The 14,862-nt window shown below is 71.5% G+C and carries 12 protein-coding genes; 6 read left to right on the plus strand and 6 right to left on the minus strand.

Features of this window, described 5'->3' with window-relative positions; all coding sequences use genetic code 11:
• Nucleotides 1–17 precede the first annotated feature (17 nt).
• Both CLT71_RS10555 and CLT71_RS10560 read left to right on the plus strand, forming a co-directional pair.
• Nucleotides 18–392: a nuclear transport factor 2 family protein gene (locus CLT71_RS10555; RefSeq protein WP_101366958.1), complete on the plus strand. Its 375-nt coding sequence runs from the start codon at nt 18–20 to the stop codon at nt 390–392.
• Between the two features lie 395 nt (nt 393–787).
• Nucleotides 788–1,876, plus strand: a complete 1,089-nt coding sequence (locus tag CLT71_RS10560; RefSeq protein WP_486483189.1) for a lytic polysaccharide monooxygenase auxiliary activity family 9 protein — start codon at nt 788–790, stop codon at nt 1,874–1,876.
• 98 nt (nt 1,877–1,974) lie between these two features.
• Here CLT71_RS10560 and asnB read toward each other — a convergent pair whose 3' ends face one another.
• A complete protein-coding gene (gene asnB / locus CLT71_RS10565) occupies nt 1,975–3,933 on the minus strand; it encodes an asparagine synthase (glutamine-hydrolyzing) (protein ID WP_101371328.1) in 1,959 nt (652 codons plus the stop codon).
• A gap of 212 nt (nt 3,934–4,145) precedes the next feature.
• Here asnB and CLT71_RS10570 point away from each other — a divergent pair, with 212 nt between their 5' ends.
• From CLT71_RS10570 to CLT71_RS10580, 3 genes are all read left to right on the plus strand, one after another.
• Nucleotides 4,146–5,663, plus strand: coding sequence for an aminopeptidase P family protein (locus tag CLT71_RS10570; RefSeq protein WP_101366959.1), 1,518 nt, complete (start codon nt 4,146–4,148; stop codon nt 5,661–5,663).
• 122 nt (nt 5,664–5,785) lie between these two features.
• On the plus strand, nt 5,786–7,519 hold the full coding sequence (locus CLT71_RS10575) for a RyR domain-containing protein (RefSeq protein ID WP_158242209.1): 1,734 nt from the start codon (nt 5,786–5,788) through the stop codon (nt 7,517–7,519).
• A gap of 20 nt (nt 7,520–7,539) precedes the next feature.
• Nucleotides 7,540–8,022 carry a hypothetical protein gene (locus tag CLT71_RS10580; RefSeq protein ID WP_101366961.1) on the plus strand — a complete coding sequence of 161 codons (483 nt, stop codon included), beginning with the start codon at nt 7,540–7,542 and terminating at the stop codon, nt 8,020–8,022.
• Between the two features lie 64 nt (nt 8,023–8,086).
• On the opposite strand, the gene CLT71_RS10585 is transcribed toward CLT71_RS10580, so the two are convergent.
• A complete protein-coding gene (locus CLT71_RS10585; RefSeq protein ID WP_143743430.1) occupies nt 8,087–9,046 on the minus strand; it encodes a winged helix-turn-helix domain-containing protein in 960 nt (319 codons plus the stop codon).
• A 258-nt stretch (nt 9,047–9,304) separates the two neighbouring features.
• On the opposite strand from CLT71_RS10585, the gene CLT71_RS10590 reads away from it, so the two are divergent.
• A complete protein-coding gene (locus CLT71_RS10590; protein ID WP_101366963.1) occupies nt 9,305–10,939 on the plus strand; it encodes an ABC transporter substrate-binding protein in 1,635 nt (544 codons plus the stop codon).
• A gap of 111 nt (nt 10,940–11,050) precedes the next feature.
• On the opposite strand, the gene CLT71_RS10595 is transcribed toward CLT71_RS10590, so the two are convergent.
• From CLT71_RS10595 to CLT71_RS36430, 4 genes are all read right to left on the minus strand, one after another.
• Nucleotides 11,051–12,400, minus strand: coding sequence for a hypothetical protein (locus CLT71_RS10595; RefSeq protein ID WP_101366964.1), 1,350 nt, complete (start codon nt 12,398–12,400; stop codon nt 11,051–11,053).
• 10 nt (nt 12,401–12,410) lie between these two features.
• Complete coding sequence (locus tag CLT71_RS10600) at nt 12,411–12,935, minus strand: SigE family RNA polymerase sigma factor (protein WP_101366965.1); 525 nt, start codon at nt 12,933–12,935, stop codon at nt 12,411–12,413.
• Between the two features lie 77 nt (nt 12,936–13,012).
• Nucleotides 13,013–13,318, minus strand: a complete 306-nt coding sequence (locus CLT71_RS10605) for a hypothetical protein (protein ID WP_101366966.1) — start codon at nt 13,316–13,318, stop codon at nt 13,013–13,015.
• A 144-nt stretch (nt 13,319–13,462) separates the two neighbouring features.
• The gene (locus CLT71_RS36430; RefSeq protein WP_158242210.1) at nt 13,463–14,704 is read right to left on the minus strand and encodes a tetratricopeptide repeat protein; all 1,242 of its coding nucleotides are present in this window, start codon (nt 14,702–14,704) and stop codon (nt 13,463–13,465) included.
• Between the last annotated feature and the right edge of the window lie 158 nt (nt 14,705–14,862).

The raw sequence follows: 14,862 nt of genomic DNA on the forward strand, positions 1-14,862 counted from the left end.
GGGCAGACTCCGGCGCCATGACGAAAGCGCACAAGATCGTTTCGGAGTACTGGGCAGCGTGCGAGGCGCGTGCCTGGGAGCGGGTCGGCGGGCTGCTCGCCGAGGATGTGGTCTACGACCTGCCGCAGACCCGGGAGCGCATCCCCGGCCGCGAGGCGTTCCTCCGGTTCAACATCGAATATCCCGGCGAGTGGCACGTCACCGTCGAGCGGGTGGTCGGCGAGGACGCGCACGCGGCCTCCTGGGTCCGGGTCGGCCACCAGGGTACGGAGGTGCCGGCCCTCTCCTTCTTCGAGTTCGACGACGCCGGGCTGATCGTCCGGATCACCGAGTTCTGGCCGGAGCCGTACGACCCGCCGTCCGGCCGGGAGCACCTGACCGAGCGGTACTGAGCACACCGGGGGGAGGGCACACCGGCCGTGTCAGGGTCGACCGGACGTCCGACCCTGACACCCGTCAATCCGCCCGGAAACTTTTCATCGAGAGATTCCTATTGCCTCGGCACCGGGTTCCGTGATGCGATTGCCGTACCGAGCCAGTGCGGGGGCTGACGCGCTGTGCCGGGTGCCGGCAAGGGGCCACGCGAAGGGCACACATCCGTGATCGGACTGTGCGCCGTGTCGCCCGTCTGCCATCCGGCAGATACCAGCCCACCACCTCTGGCGGGGCGGACCGGCGATACCGCAACCAGTGTCGGAAGCGGGCGCCCGCCGTGTCGCGGGTCCCCCGCAGTTCGTCCGCAGCGTCGGTTACCAGCTGCGACACTGCCCCCAGAAGGAGAACTCGGGTGAAACGTCTACGCAGGATCGCGGTGCTCGGCGCCGTGGCCGCGCTCACCGCCGGTGTCATCACGGTGGTCAATCCCACTACCGTCGCCGCGCACGGTGCCGCCATGGCGCCGGGCAGCCGTACCTTCCTCTGCTGGAAGGACGGGCTCAGCCCACAGGGCGACATCAGGCCCAACAACCCAGCCTGTGCGGCCGCGGTGGCGCAGAGCGGGGCCAACTCGCTCTACAACTGGTTCAGCGTGCTGCGCTCGGACGCGGGCGGCCGGACCACCGGCTTCGTTCCGGACGGGCAGCTGTGCAGCGGCGGCAACACCAGTTTCAGCGGCTACAACCTGGCCCGCAACGACTGGCCGCTGACCCACCTGACCGCCGGTGGCAACTTCAACTTCAAGTACAGCAACTGGGCCCACCACCCCGGCACGTTCTACTTCTACGTGACCCGGGACGGCTTCAGCCCGACCCGGGCGCTGAACTGGAGTGACCTGGAGTCGACGCCGTTCCTGACGGTGACCAACCCGCCGCAGCAGGGCTCGGTCGGCAGCAACGAGGGCCACTACTACTTCAGCGGGCGGCTGCCGACCGGCAAGAGCGGCCAGCACATCATCTACTCCCGCTGGGTCCGCTCGGACAGCCAGGAGAACTTCTTCGGCTGCTCGGACGTGGTCTTCGACGGCGGCAACGGCGAGGTCACCGGGGTCGGCCCGGGTGGCGGCAACCCGACCAACCCGCCCACCAGCAACCCGACCACCAATCCGACCAACCCGCCCACCAACAACCCGGGTGGACCGGCCGCCTGCACCGCCACCTACCGGTCGACCGGTAGCTGGAGCGGCGGCTTCCAGGCCGAGGTGACCATCAGGAACAGCGGCACCACCGCGCTGAGCGGCTGGACGGCCGGCTGGACCTGGGCGAACGGCGAGACCATCGGCAGCCTGTGGAACGGCACGCACAGCCAGAGCGGCAGTACGGTGACCGTCCGCAACGTCGCACACAACGGCAGTCTCGCCCCGGGTGCGTCCGCAAGCTTCGGCTTCGTGGGCAGCGGGACCACCAGCGGCACACCGACGCTGACCTGCACCAGCCCGTAACCACAAGCACGGCAGCACCACAGCACCGCACGCGACGGGCCCGGCGTCGACGACGCCGGGCCCGTTCGCCCTACGCTGACCGGTTCGAGAGCCGGGTGTCAGCGCACCATCGAGCCGACGACCGGCTTGGTGAGCAGCGCCGACTGGTTGCGCTGGATGCCCGGGTCCAGGGTGCGGGCCACGAAGATGGCGTGCCAGACACAGAAGATCAGCACGGTCCAGATCTTGCGCGAGTGGTCGGCCTCGCCCCGCTGGTGCTCGTCGAGCAGCCGCATCGCGTACGACAGGTCGAGCAGTTCCCCGGCGCCGGAGATCGAGAAGATGTGCCGGGCCCACTCGTACATCTCGCCGGCCAGCCAGACCCGGGTCGGGGTCGGGAAGCCGAGCTTGCGTCGGTTGACGATGGCCGGCGGAACCACGCCCTGCAACGCCTGGCGCATCGCGTACTTCGTGGCGTCGGACCGGGGCGGCAGCTTCAGGTCCACCGGGATGCCGGCGGCGACCTCGAAGACCTCCCGGTCGAGGAACGGCACCCGCACCTCCAGCGAGTGCGCCATCGAGATCCGGTCCGCCTTGACCAGGATGTCGCCGCGCAGCCAGGTGTAGAGGTCGACGTACTGCATCTTGGTGACGTCGTCCAGCTCGGTGCACTCGGCGTAGATCGGCGCGGTGACGTCGGTGTAGCGGACGGCCGGGTCGTAGCGGCGGAGCAGCTTCTGCTTCTCCTCCTCGGTGAACATCCGGGCGTTGCCGTAGTAGCGCTGCTCGATCGGGGTGGTGCCGCGCTCCAGGAAGCTCTTGCCCTTGACCCCCTGCGGGATCGCCTTGGAGACCGCCCGCAGCCCCTTCTGCACCCCGCCGGGCAGGCCGTTCACGCTGCCGAGCGAGAGCGGCTCCCGATAGATCGTGTACCCGCCGAAGAACTCGTCCGCACCCTCGCCGGAGAGCACCACCGTGACGTGCTCGGCGGCCTTCTTGGCGACGAAGTAGAGGGGTACCAGGGCCGGGTCGGCGACCGGGTCGTCCAGGTGCCAGACGATCTTCGGCAGCGCCTCCATCATGTCCCGCGGACCGATCTTGGTCGGGATGGTGGTGACCCCGAGGTGCCGGGCCGAGTCCTGGGCCACCTCGATCTCGGAGTAGCCGGGCACGTCGTAGCCGACGGTGAAGGTGAGGATGTTGGGGTTGAACTCCCGGGCCAGCGCCACCACAGCTGTCGAGTCGATGCCGCTGGAGAGGAAGCAGCCCACCGGCACGTCGGCGCGCATGTGCATCCGGACGCTTTCCCGCAGCGTCTCCCGGATCCGGTCGTAGAGCTTCTGCGGCTCCTGCACCGGGGCGGGCCGGAACACCGGCCGGTACCAGCGGCGCACCTCGATCTGCCGGCCCGGGCTCCAGGTGAGGTACTCCCCCGAGCCGATCCGGCTGATCCCCTGGTGCAGGGTGCCGGGCTCGGGGACGTACTGCAACGTGAGGTAGTGCGACAGGTTGGCGGTGTCCACCCCGGCGTCACCGGCGTGTGCCGAGGGCGCGAAGGGCAGCAGCGCCTTCTTCTCCGAGGCGAGGTAGACCCCGTCCCGGGTCTGGAGGTAGTGCAGCGGCTTGATCCCGAAGTAGTCCCGGGCGCCGAAGGCGCGGCGCTGCTGCCGGTCCCAGATCACGAAGGCGAACATCCCGCGCAGCCGGGTGAGCACCTGTTCGCCCCAGTAGTGGAAGCCGGCGACGATCACCTCGCCGTCTCCGGCGGTGGCGAACTGGGCACCGTAGTCCCGGGCCAGTTCCTCGCGCAGCTCGATGTAGTTGTAGATCTCCCCGTTGAAGGTCAGCAGGTACCGGCCGCCCGCGTACGGCAGCGGCTCGTGGCTGGACGCGACGTCGATGATCGAGAGCCGCTTGTGCGCGAAAACGGCGTCGGTGTACCCGTCCGGGGTCGAAATCACCTCTACACCGGTCTCGTCCGGTCCCCGGTGGTGCAGGCATTCCAACGCACCGGCCAGGGCGTCTCGATGTGCGCCGGCGTTGCCGTGCGCGCTGAAGAAGGCCAGAAGTCCGCACATGGCGGTCATCTTTCCACGCGGACCCGCCCGCTGTGCCGGCACCGCCACCGAGACCGACCGGTCCGGGCACGGTACGGTCGGGACACGCCAGAAGCGCAGATCAAGCTCAGCCGGACGAGGGACAGGGTCGCCAGCCGGCGGGGAGTCGTCGATCCCCGGCCGCGCACCGATCGGACCTCGCGCGGACCGGGCCGGACGAGGGAGGAGCGGCGATGTCAGACGAGCACACCGACATCACGGCGGAGCCGGCAGAGGTGGAGACGGCCCGGACGGAGTCACACGACCCGGACTTCCCGGAGAAGTTCCTCGAGTTCATGCGGCAGGGCTGGCAGGACAGCACCCTGCCGGTCGGCCCCCGGCCGGAGGTACCCAACCACGCCAAGCGCCGGGCGGCGCTCTCGGCGGCCCTTTCCGGCGAGACCCTGGTGATCCCGACCGGTCCGGAGAAGGTACGCGCCAACGACACCGCCTACCGGTTCCGCCCCGGCAGCGACTTCGTCTACCTCACCGGCGACCACGACCCGGACGGCGTGCTGGTGATGCGTCCGAACGGCTCCGGCCACGACGCGGTGCTCTACATGCGCCCCCGCTCGTCCCGGGAGACCGACGAGTTCTTCCGCAGCCGGGACGGCGAACTCTGGGTCGGCCGCCGGCACACCCTGACTGAGAAGTCGACCGAGCTGGGCATCGAGACCGCGCCCCTGTCCGAGCTGCCGGCGGCGCTGGCCGACTGCGCTCCGGGACGGACCCGGGTGCTGCGCGGGCTGGACCCGACGGTGGACGGTGCGGTGCGGCCGTACGAGCCGCCCAGGAGCGCGCAGGGCGAGGAGGCCGGCACCCCGCTCGGCCGGGACCGGGAACTGGCCGCGCTGCTGTCGGAACAGAAGCTGGTCAAGGACGAGTGGGAGATCGCCCAGCTCCAGGAGGCGATCGACGCGACCGTACGCGGCTTCGAGGACGTCGCCCGGGTGCTGCCGGCCGACCGCCCGGTGAGCGAACGGCTCCTGGAGGGGGTCTTCGGGCTGCGGGCCCGGCACGACGGCTACGACGTCGGCTACAACTCGATCGTCGGTGCCGGCGAGCACGCCACGATCCTGCACTGGATCCACAACACCGGCATCACCCGCCCGGGCGAGCTGCTGCTGATGGACATGGGCGTGGAGGGGCGGAACCTCTACACCGCCGACGTGACCCGGGTGGTGCCGGTCTCTGGCACCTTCTCGCCGCTGCAACGCCAGGTCTACGACATCGTGTACGCCGCCCAGCAGGCCGGCATCGACTTCATCCGGCCCGGGGTGACGTTCAAGGACGTGCACCGGACCTGCATGCGGGTCCTCGCCGAAGGGCTTGCCGAGCTGGGCCTGCTGCCGGTCAGCGTGGACGAGGCGATGGACGAGAAGTCGATGATCTACCGCCGGTGGACCCTGCACGGCTTCGGCCACATGCTCGGGCTCGACGTGCACGACTGCGCCAACGCCCGCAAGGAGAGCTATCGGGACGGCACCCTCGGCGAGGGGTACGTGCTGACCGTCGAGCCGGGACTCTACTTCCAGCCCGAGGACGATCTGGTCCCCGCCGAGCTGCGCGGGATCGGCATCCGGATCGAGGACGACGTACTCGTGACGGCTGACGGCGCGGTGAACCTCTCGGCCGGGCTGCCCCGACGGGCCGACGAGGTGGAGCAGTGGCTGGCGGCCCAGCGTGAGGCCGGGTTCCGGCTGCCGGGCTGAACGCCACCGTCCTCCGCCACCGCGTTCCGTTGTGGAAGATCTCGATCTTTCACGTTCGCCGCGGGCAGACCGCGACGGTACGATAGCGCTGCGTCGTCACACCGGACAGCAGGAGAGGTGTGGTGCCCGGAAACAGCCTCGGCGAACCGCCCCGCGCACCGACCAAGAGTGTGCTCAGACTGGTGTTCGCGCTCACCGGGGTGGTCGCCTTCGTCTGTGGCTACCTCGGGCTCGCCCAGCACATCGACCGGATCGGCGGCTACGGATCCGAACCGTTCGACCTGATCTACTACGACCTGCAGCTCTTCGTGCTCGGTGCACCGCCGCTGGACGAGGGCGGGCCGTTCCCGCCACTGCTGGACTTCGCCCGGTTCGCGGCGCCGGCCGTCACCGCGTACGCCCTGGTGGAGGCCTGCCGGCTGCTCTTCGCCACCGAGCTGCGCCGGCTGCGCGACCGCAACGCCCGGGGGCACGTCATCGTCTGCGGCGACGGCCTGGTCGCCGACACCCTGGCCCGGCGGCTCCAGGCCGCTGGTCACCGGGTGGTGGCGGTCCGCTCCGATGTCACGACGCCGTCCGGCTCCGGCCAGGTGGCCCGCGCTGCCCGGGATCCGAGCGTGCTGCGCGGCGCCGGCATCGGCCGGGCCAGGGCGGTCTACGCGTGTACCGACGACAGCGCCACCAACGCCGCGATCGGGTTGGCGGCGGCCCGGCACGGTAACTCCCCGCTCGCCGTCTACGCCCAGGTCGCCGACCCCGAACTCTGCCTCGCGTTGCAGGCCCGGCACCTGGGGCTGGCCCGGCACCCCGGCGCCCGACTGGACTTCTTCAACGTCGACGACCTGGCCGCCCGGAAACTCTTCGCCGAGGACCCGCTGACCGCTGTGGACGGCCGGCCGCCCCGGGTGGTGGTGCTCGGCGCCACCGCGTTCGGCCGGGCGGTGCTGGTCGAGCTGGCCCGGCGATGGCGGGTACGAGACCCGCACGGCGCCCGGCTCGTACCGCTGGTCCTGGTCGACGAGGCGGCGACCGAGGCGGCGGCCCAGCTCACCCACCGCTATCCGTTCCTGGCCCGGGTCTGCCGGATCATCCCGCTCGACGGCGGTCTCGGCGAACTGCTCAGCCAGCTGCCCCGGGCCGGCTTCCCGCTCCCGCCGGACCGGGTCTTCATCTGCTACGACGATGAGGAGCGGGCGCTGAAGACCGCGCTCACCGCCGAGCAGCTCTGGCACGGCGGCCCCGGCTCGATGGTGGTCCGGCTGGACCGGCTGGCCAACCTGCGGGAGGCGTTCGGCAGCGGGCACGGCCTCGGCGTCCTCGACGACCTCTCCGGCGCGCTCCGCCTCTACGGTGTGGTGCACGCCGCCTGCGATCCGGCGCTGATCGGCGACGACCTGGTGGAACGGCTGGCCCGGGTGATCCACGAGAGCTACGTGGTGGCCCGGCGCCGACACGGTGAACGGCCGGGCGGCAACCCCGCGCTGGTGCCCTGGGAGGAGTTGCCGGAGTCGCTGCGCCGGGCCAACCGGGCCCAGGCCAAGGACATCGGCCGCAAGCTGCGCGAACTCGGCTGCGCACTGTCGCCCCGGGTCGGGCCGGGCGACGAGCACGCCCTGGAGGAGCCCGAGATCGAGCGGCTGGCCATCCTGGAGCACCAGCGCTGGTTGGCCGAGCAGGTGGCGAGCGGCTGGCGGTACGCGCCACACCGGGACGACGAGCGACGACTGCATCCGGCGTTGAGCCCCTGGGAGGATCTGCGGCAGGATCTCCGGGAGCGTAACCACGAGGCTGTCCGGGAACTCCCGGTCATCCTGGCCGACGCGGGCTTCCGGATCGTCCGGGTCGGGCAGTCGTAACCACGAACGGACGGTGCTGGATGGCCCGCATCGGTGTCACCGGGCACGTAGTGCTGGCCGACGGCACGGCGGAGCTTGTCTACGCCCGGCTGACCGAGGAGCTGCGCCCGTACGCCGGGCCGCAGTTGCACGGGATCACCTGCCTCGCCGACGGCGCCGACCAGATCTTCGCCCGGGCGGTACTCGACAGTGGCGGGAGCTTCGAGGCGGTGATCCCGGCCCGGGACTACCGGCAGCAGGCGGTACGCGCGCACAACCTGCCCGCCTTCGACGAGTTGCTGCGCCGGGCCAGCTCGGTGTCGTACATGCCGTTTCCGCGCTCCGGTCGGGACGCGTTCCTGGCGGCGAGCCTGGAGATGCTGCGCCGGTGCGAGCGGCTCTTCGCGGTCTGGGACGGCAATCCCTCGGTGGACATCGGGGACACCGCAGACGTGGTCCAGGCGGCCCAGGCCCGACAACTGCCGGTGACCGTACTCTGGCCGGCCGGCGCCCGCCGCCGCTGACCCGTAAGGAAGGGCCCCCGCTACAACAGAAAACGATAAGCGGGGGCCCTTCCTTACACCTGGGTCAGCGGTGGGTGACGGTGTCGTCGCAGGTGAGCAGGGCGCGGGCCAGCGGGGTCAGCGTGTGGTGGGCCGCCTTGCCGTGCCGGGTGGTCCGCAGCAGTCCGGCGTCACGGAGCACGCTGGCGTGCTGGGACGCGGACGGGGTGCTGATGCCGGCCCGCCGGGCCAGGTCGGTGGTGTTCGCCCCGACCATGGCGGCCCGGAGCACCGCCGCCCGGGAGCGCCCGAGCAGCGCGGTCAACGGGTCCCCGGTGGTCGCGGCGGCGCCCAGCGCGTACGCCGGCACCGGCCGGTGTCCCGGGGCACGGCCGCCCGGGGTGCGGGGTCGGCGTACCGGATAGGCCAGCACCACCGAGTCGGGTCGACCACCGACCCAGAGTTTCCGGGCGGAGACCGAGGGCACCAGCAGCAGGCCGGTGCCGTTCGGCCGCAGGTCCAGGTCGATGGTGGAGCTGACCGAGAGCACCGGGGTGCGCCACGCCGCCCACGGGTCGAACATCGTCAGCAGCGCCTCCACCCCACCGGTCGCCAGGGCCCGGCCCCGCTCGTTGACGTCGAGCCGGACCACCGGCTCCCAGGCGGCCAGCTCGGCGCGTACCCGCCGGTCGTAGTAGCCGCGCACCGCCGCCGCCAGGCTGCGGGCCCGGCGTGCCGAGGTGGTGAGCAGCCAGGCGAGGGCGCCCTCCAGGGTCCGGTCCTCGGTCAGCGGGGCGAGCAGTTCGGCCGACTCGGGCCGGCCGGTCCGGGCCACCGGCGTACCCCGCCGGACGCCCCACGCGGCGTCTGTCGACTCGGCCAGCTCCCGCAGCCAGCCGGCGAGTTCCGGCCCGGCCGCCTGACCTGCCGTCCCGCCGTCGGCCAGGGAACCGGCGAGGCTGACGAAGACCTCGTAGAGCGGGAGGGGCGCGGCTGCGATCCGGGTTCGGGCGATGTCCTCGGGGCCGAGCCAGATCCGGATCATCACCACCTCCACGCCTGGAGCCGAACGGCGCCCTACCGCTGTTCGTCTGATCACGAGACGCGGTCGCCACGCCGCCCAGTTGTCGGCTCTCCGGACGGTTTGGACCCAGTCAAAAGCATTGCCGCGACGGGCTGATCGGCTCGTAACTGGGAGGCAGGAGCCGGCCATGGCCCGGTCCGGCCGGACTGACGACAGTCACGCCCGGCAAGGTCACGCCGCCCGGTGCCCGCGGTGCGGCGGCGATGCGAAGGAGACCTCATGCCGGTGTCCAGACGGATGACCTGGAGCGCGGTGGCCCTGGCCGCCGTACTCGCCGTGCCGGGGTGCAGTGGCGACGGCGAGGACCCGAGCACCCCGGACGCCGACGCGGTGGTGCGGATCGGCATCGCCGAGCCACAGCACCTGATCCCGTCGAACGCCACCGAGAGCGCCGGGGCGCAGGTGCTGGCCGCCCTCTACACCCCGCTTGTCGACTTCGACGAGAACAAGAAACCGTTCGAGGTGGCGGCCGAGTCGATCGAGTCGACCGACAACAAACTGTGGACGGTGAAGCTGAAGGGTGGTTACACCTTCCACAACGGAGAGCCGGTCACCGCCGACAGCTACATCAACGCCTGGAACCACGCGGCGTACGGGCCGAACGGCCACGGCGGGGCGTACTTCTTCGGGCAGATCGAGGGGTACGACGATCTCCAGTCGACCGACCCGGACGGCGACGGCCCGCAGAAGGCTCCGGATCCGTTGGCGAAGAAGCTGACAGGTCTGCAGAAGGTCGACGATCTCACCTTCACCATCACCCTCTCCGGATCGTTCGCCGAGTTCGAGTCGGTGCTCGGTTACCACGTCTTCGCGCCGCTGCCGGACGCCGCGTGGGCCTCGGACGGGGTGTTGAAGGAGGACTTCGAGCAGGCCCCGATCGGCAACGGCCCGTTCAGGATGAAGGGCACCTGGCAGCACGACAGCCGGATCGAGGTCGAGCGGTACGACGCCCATCCCGGCCCGAAGCCGAAGATCGGCGGCGTGGTCTTCCAGATCTACCAGGAGCTGGCCGCCGACTACGCCGACCTGCTCGCCGGGAACAACGACGTGACCAGGCAGGTGCCGACCGAGGCACTGGGCACGGCGCCGGGCGACCTCGGCGACCGGTTCAGGAAGAGCCCGCTGTCGTCGTTCCAGTTCCTCGCCTTCCCGACCTTCCAGCCGGAGTTCGCCAAGGCCGAGGTACGCAAGGCGATCTCGATGGCGATCGACCGGGACGAGATCGTGAAGTCCGTCTTCAAGGACTCGCAGACCTCGGCGCGCTCCTTCGTCTCCCCGCTGGTCGCCGGCGCCCGGCCGGACACCTGCGGCGAGGCGTGCCAGTTCGATCCGGCGAAGGCGAAGGCCGCCTACCAGGCGGCCGGCGGGCCGGCCCAGTTGCAGATCTCCTTCAACGGCGACGGCGGGCACCAGGAGTGGGTGGTCGCCACCTGCAACCAGCTCTCCAACAACCTCGGGGTGAAGTGCAGCAGTACCCCGGAGGCGAGATTCGCCGACCTGCTCAACAAGGTGGAGGCGAAGACCCCGGTCGGGATGTTCCGGATGGGCTGGTCGATGGACTATCCGTCGATGCAGAACTACCTGGGGCCGATCTACACCACCGAGGGGTCGTCGAACTACTACGGCTTCAGCAACGCCGAGTTCGACCGACTGGTCGCCGAGGGTGAGCGGGCGCCGAACCAGGATGAGGCGATCAAGAAATACCAGGAGGCGGAGCAGATCCTGGCCCGGGAGATGCCGGTGATCCCGCTCCGGTTCGGCCAGAACAACTTCGGCCACTCGACCCGGGTCAGCAACGTCGAGATGGACGCGTTCGGCCAGGTCGACCTGTCGAAGATCGAGGCGACCGGCTGACCGGCACCGATCCGGACGACCTCGCGGGGGTACCCGACGACGCCGTGTCCCTCCGCCGCTGCTGCTGCCAGCGGCGGAGGGGCACGACACCTGGCCCGCGCTACCGAAGTCTCATCCCCCGCACTGCCAGGTGTGGTTGTGGGTCGGTTCATCCGGCCCCCGGTAGAGGGAGCCGACCACCAGCCCGTTGTCGCTGATGGCAGTCGCGATGACCTTCTCCGCCCATTCCTCCGCGCCCGGCGGCGTCGGCAGCCGGCGGACCGTGTCGTCCGGCGTCACCACCAACTGGTGGTCCTTCGGAGTCGTGACGATCACCCATCCTCCGGCGTTGACGGCCATGCTCAAGGTGTCCCCGGTGTCGATGCCCGGATAGACGTAGAGCTGCCCGGTGCGGACGTTCCACCGCATCAGCGGGGTCGGTGACTGCGCGTCACTGGACGCGACGAACCCGACCACCCAGTCGCCGCTGACGTGCCCGCCGGACATCCGGGTTATCCCGGGCGGCAGCCGCAGTTCAGCCGCGCTGCCGTCAGGCCGCCAGATCCGGAGATGGGAGTCGCCGTGCTGGCCGACCACGGCGCCGTCCCGGGTCACGCCCAGCACCCGGCCGCCGTTCTCCGGAGTGCTCAACGGCCAGGGGCCGCCCGTGCCGTCCGACCGCCAGAGCACCGGTACGGCGGCACTGATCGGCTCACCCTCCGGCGGTAACCGGTAGGCGTACCCGACGACGTCACCCTGCTCGGTGATCGCCACAAGCCGGGCCGAGTCGTAACCGGGCAGCAACGGCAGCCGGTGGACCTGGCCGTCCCGGTAAACCCAACCGAACTCCGGGCCACGCCCCGCGCTCTGGTTGTCGGATCCGGTGCCGGCCACCAGCCCGGCTGCGTTCACCAGCGGCGTATCGTAGAAGGATTTCGGCACGGTGAAGACCTTGGGCTTCCCCCGATCCCACAACACCTGCTGCCCTCCGACGCTCGGCGACGGGGTCGCGGTGCCCTCCGGCTCGGGGTCGACGAACCGCGGCGTCTGTTCGTCCGGAGCGGGAATCCCGCCGACGATGAACCGTCCGCTCGGGTCGACACCCGTGGCGTGTACATGACTGGCTTCGCCCGGCGGCGCCAGCGGGGCGACCACACAACGCAGCGCGCTGTCGTCGATGCCCACCTGGACGGTCTGCACCTGCGCGGTCACGGTGCCGATCGGGCCGGGCGAGACCGACGGGGCGGGTCGGGCCGTCTCCAGCCGGACACCCTCGCCCCGGTCCAGTACGACCGTTACCGTCCCGATCATCCCGAACACCGCCAGCACCGACACGGTGGCTGCCGCGCCCCGGCGACGTCGTGCGGCCCGGCGCCCCTGCCGGACGGCCGCGCCGATGTCGGCCCGGCTGGGCGGCACCTCCGCTTCGCGGAACAACGTGTGCAGTGCCTGTGTCGTCTCATGGTCGTTGTCGATGGGCACGATTTCCTCCTCAGCGCTGTGCGATGCCGGTGCCGCTGCCGGTGCCGGACTGCTTGACGTCGAGGTGGCGCCGGAGTGCCGCCAGTCCCCGCGCGGTATGGCTCTTGACGTTGCCGGTGGAGGTGTTAAGCGCCGCCGCCACCTCGTGCACCGACATGTCACAGGCGAAACGCAGCACCAGGACGGTCCGCTGCGCCGCGCTCAGCTCGCCGAGCAGCCGCTGGAGGGTGTCCCGGTCCTCGACGCTCGACGCCGGTGCGGCCGGCCGGTCGGGTGGCTGGAACATCAGCCGTACCCGGGCCCACGGTCCGCGTACCTCGTCGAGGTGCTTGCGGACCAGGATCCGGTGCACGTACCCGTCGAGGTTCTCGACCGCCCGGGCCCGGGTCCAGTGCCGGTACAGGGCGGTGATGGTGCTCTGCACGATGTCGTCGGCGCGGTGCGTGTCACCGGACAGCAGGTACGCGGCCCGGTGCAGTGCGGGCAGCCGCGCGGTGACGTACTCGACGTACTCGGTCTCGCCGTCGGCACGCATGCCGCTCCCTTCTGGATGCTCTCGCCTCGGAAACGGGCCGTGACCGTTCGGGCGTTGCAGTCGGGAGAAAACGGGCGCTAACGGTACGAGGCGGTCACCATCACCGAGCCGTCGCCGGGATCAGCAGCGGTAGGCCCGCTGGCCGGCTCAGGAGCGGCGGGGCCGCTGGCCGGCTCAGGAGCGGCGGGGCCGCACTCGCCGTAGTACGGGCCGCCCCGCTCGACCGGCAGCCGTGCCGCCTCGGCCGCCGCCAGCAGGTGCTCGCCGAACGGGTCGGACTGCTGGTGCGGGCGGGCCTCGACGCGCAGCCAGGAGCCGTTCCTGGTCCGTACGTGGTAGCCGAGGGTCCGGCCGCCGAAGAGCCTGCCCTGGCTGCGATCCACAGCACTATCCCGGGGCCGAACCAGGCGGTACCGACCCCGCAGCAGGCCAGCAGACCGACGCCGAAGCCGAGCAGGGTGAGGTAGCCGACCGCCGGCATCGCGGTCGCCGGGGTGTCGCCGGTGGCGCGGGCCTGGTCCGGCGGCTCATCTGTCGACTTCTCGGGCATCGCCGGATCGTACGCCGCTGTTCGTTCCGTCCACGGGTGGTCCGGGGACCGGTTCCTGCCAGGCTGTCCGCAGGTCCCGTCGGGTGTCGACCCACCACTGCCGCAGGTCCGCCCACCACTGCGCGAAGCCGGAGCCGAGGTCCCGAGCCGCCTGGTGCAGGCCCGGGTCGTCGGCGCGCGCACCGATCCGTTCCGCGAGCACGCAGGCCCAGAGCGGCGGCACGAGGGCGAGCGCGAGTGGCGGCAGCAGCCACCAGCCGGTGCCGGCGTACCCGACGAGCAGCCCGAGCAGCACGGTCGAGACGAGCAGGCCGAGGCCGAGCGCGGTGCGCAGCAGCCGGGGCACCAGTCGCAGGCAGCGCCACGGGGTACGCCCGGCCGGCACCAGCATCCGGAGCTGGACGGCGACGACGGCCCCGGACAGCACGAGGGCGGCCAGCCGGACGACGATCTCGGCCGGGGCGGGCAGCGGTCCGGCCGCGAGCGGCGCGGCGACGGCGAGCAGGAGCGCGCCGCCGTAGAGCCAGCGGCGCGGGCCGGACAGTGCCCGGCGCAGCGGCCAGACCATCGCCACCGGGTCGGGATCGGCCGGGTGTTGGGCGGCGACCGCCCGGAGGGTACGCATCGAGCGGCCGACCCGCCACCGGTCCGCGTCGAGTACGGCGAGCAGCCGCCGACCGTTCGCGTTGTCGGGATCGTGCCGCAGTGCCGCCCGCACCGCCTGCTCGGCGGCGCCCCGGTTGCCGGCGTCCCGTTCCACGGCGGCCAGGGTCAGCAGCGATTCGACCGACGCCGGGTCGAGCGCGAGCGCCTGCCGGACGGCGTACCGGGCCGGGTCGTACCGCTGCTCGAAGGCGAGCGCACGGGCGAGTGTCCGATGTGTCCTCGGCGCCTGCGGGTCGAGCCGGACCGCCTCGGTGGCGGCCCGCACCGCCGCCTCGCCCCGGAAGATCGCGATCTGCGCCTCGGCCCGTTCGGCGTACGCCTCGGCGTTGCCGGGCGCGGCGGCCACGGCGGCGTCGCAGGCGGCGAGCGCCTCGACGTACCGCTCCCGGACCCGCAGCAGGTATGCCAGGAAGACCAGCGAGTCCGGGTCGTCGGGGTGGACGGCCAACCCGGAGCGGATCTGCCGCTCGGCGTCGTCGTACCGGCCGGAGTCGGCGAGCAGCCGGGCACGCTGGTACGCCTGCGCAGCCGACCGCCGGGGAAGCTCGGACATCAGCACATGGTGCCAGCGCCCGCCCTCCGGTGGGGCACGCAGGTGGGCGCGTTCCGCCGGATGACCGGTGCTCTCGCCTCGGGCGCCGGCCACTACGATCGGCCCCGAACACCGGGGGAGGCGGGGGCGATGGCGCATCCAGTTGGGGCCGACGATCG

The organism is Plantactinospora sp. CNZ320 (assembly GCF_002846275.1).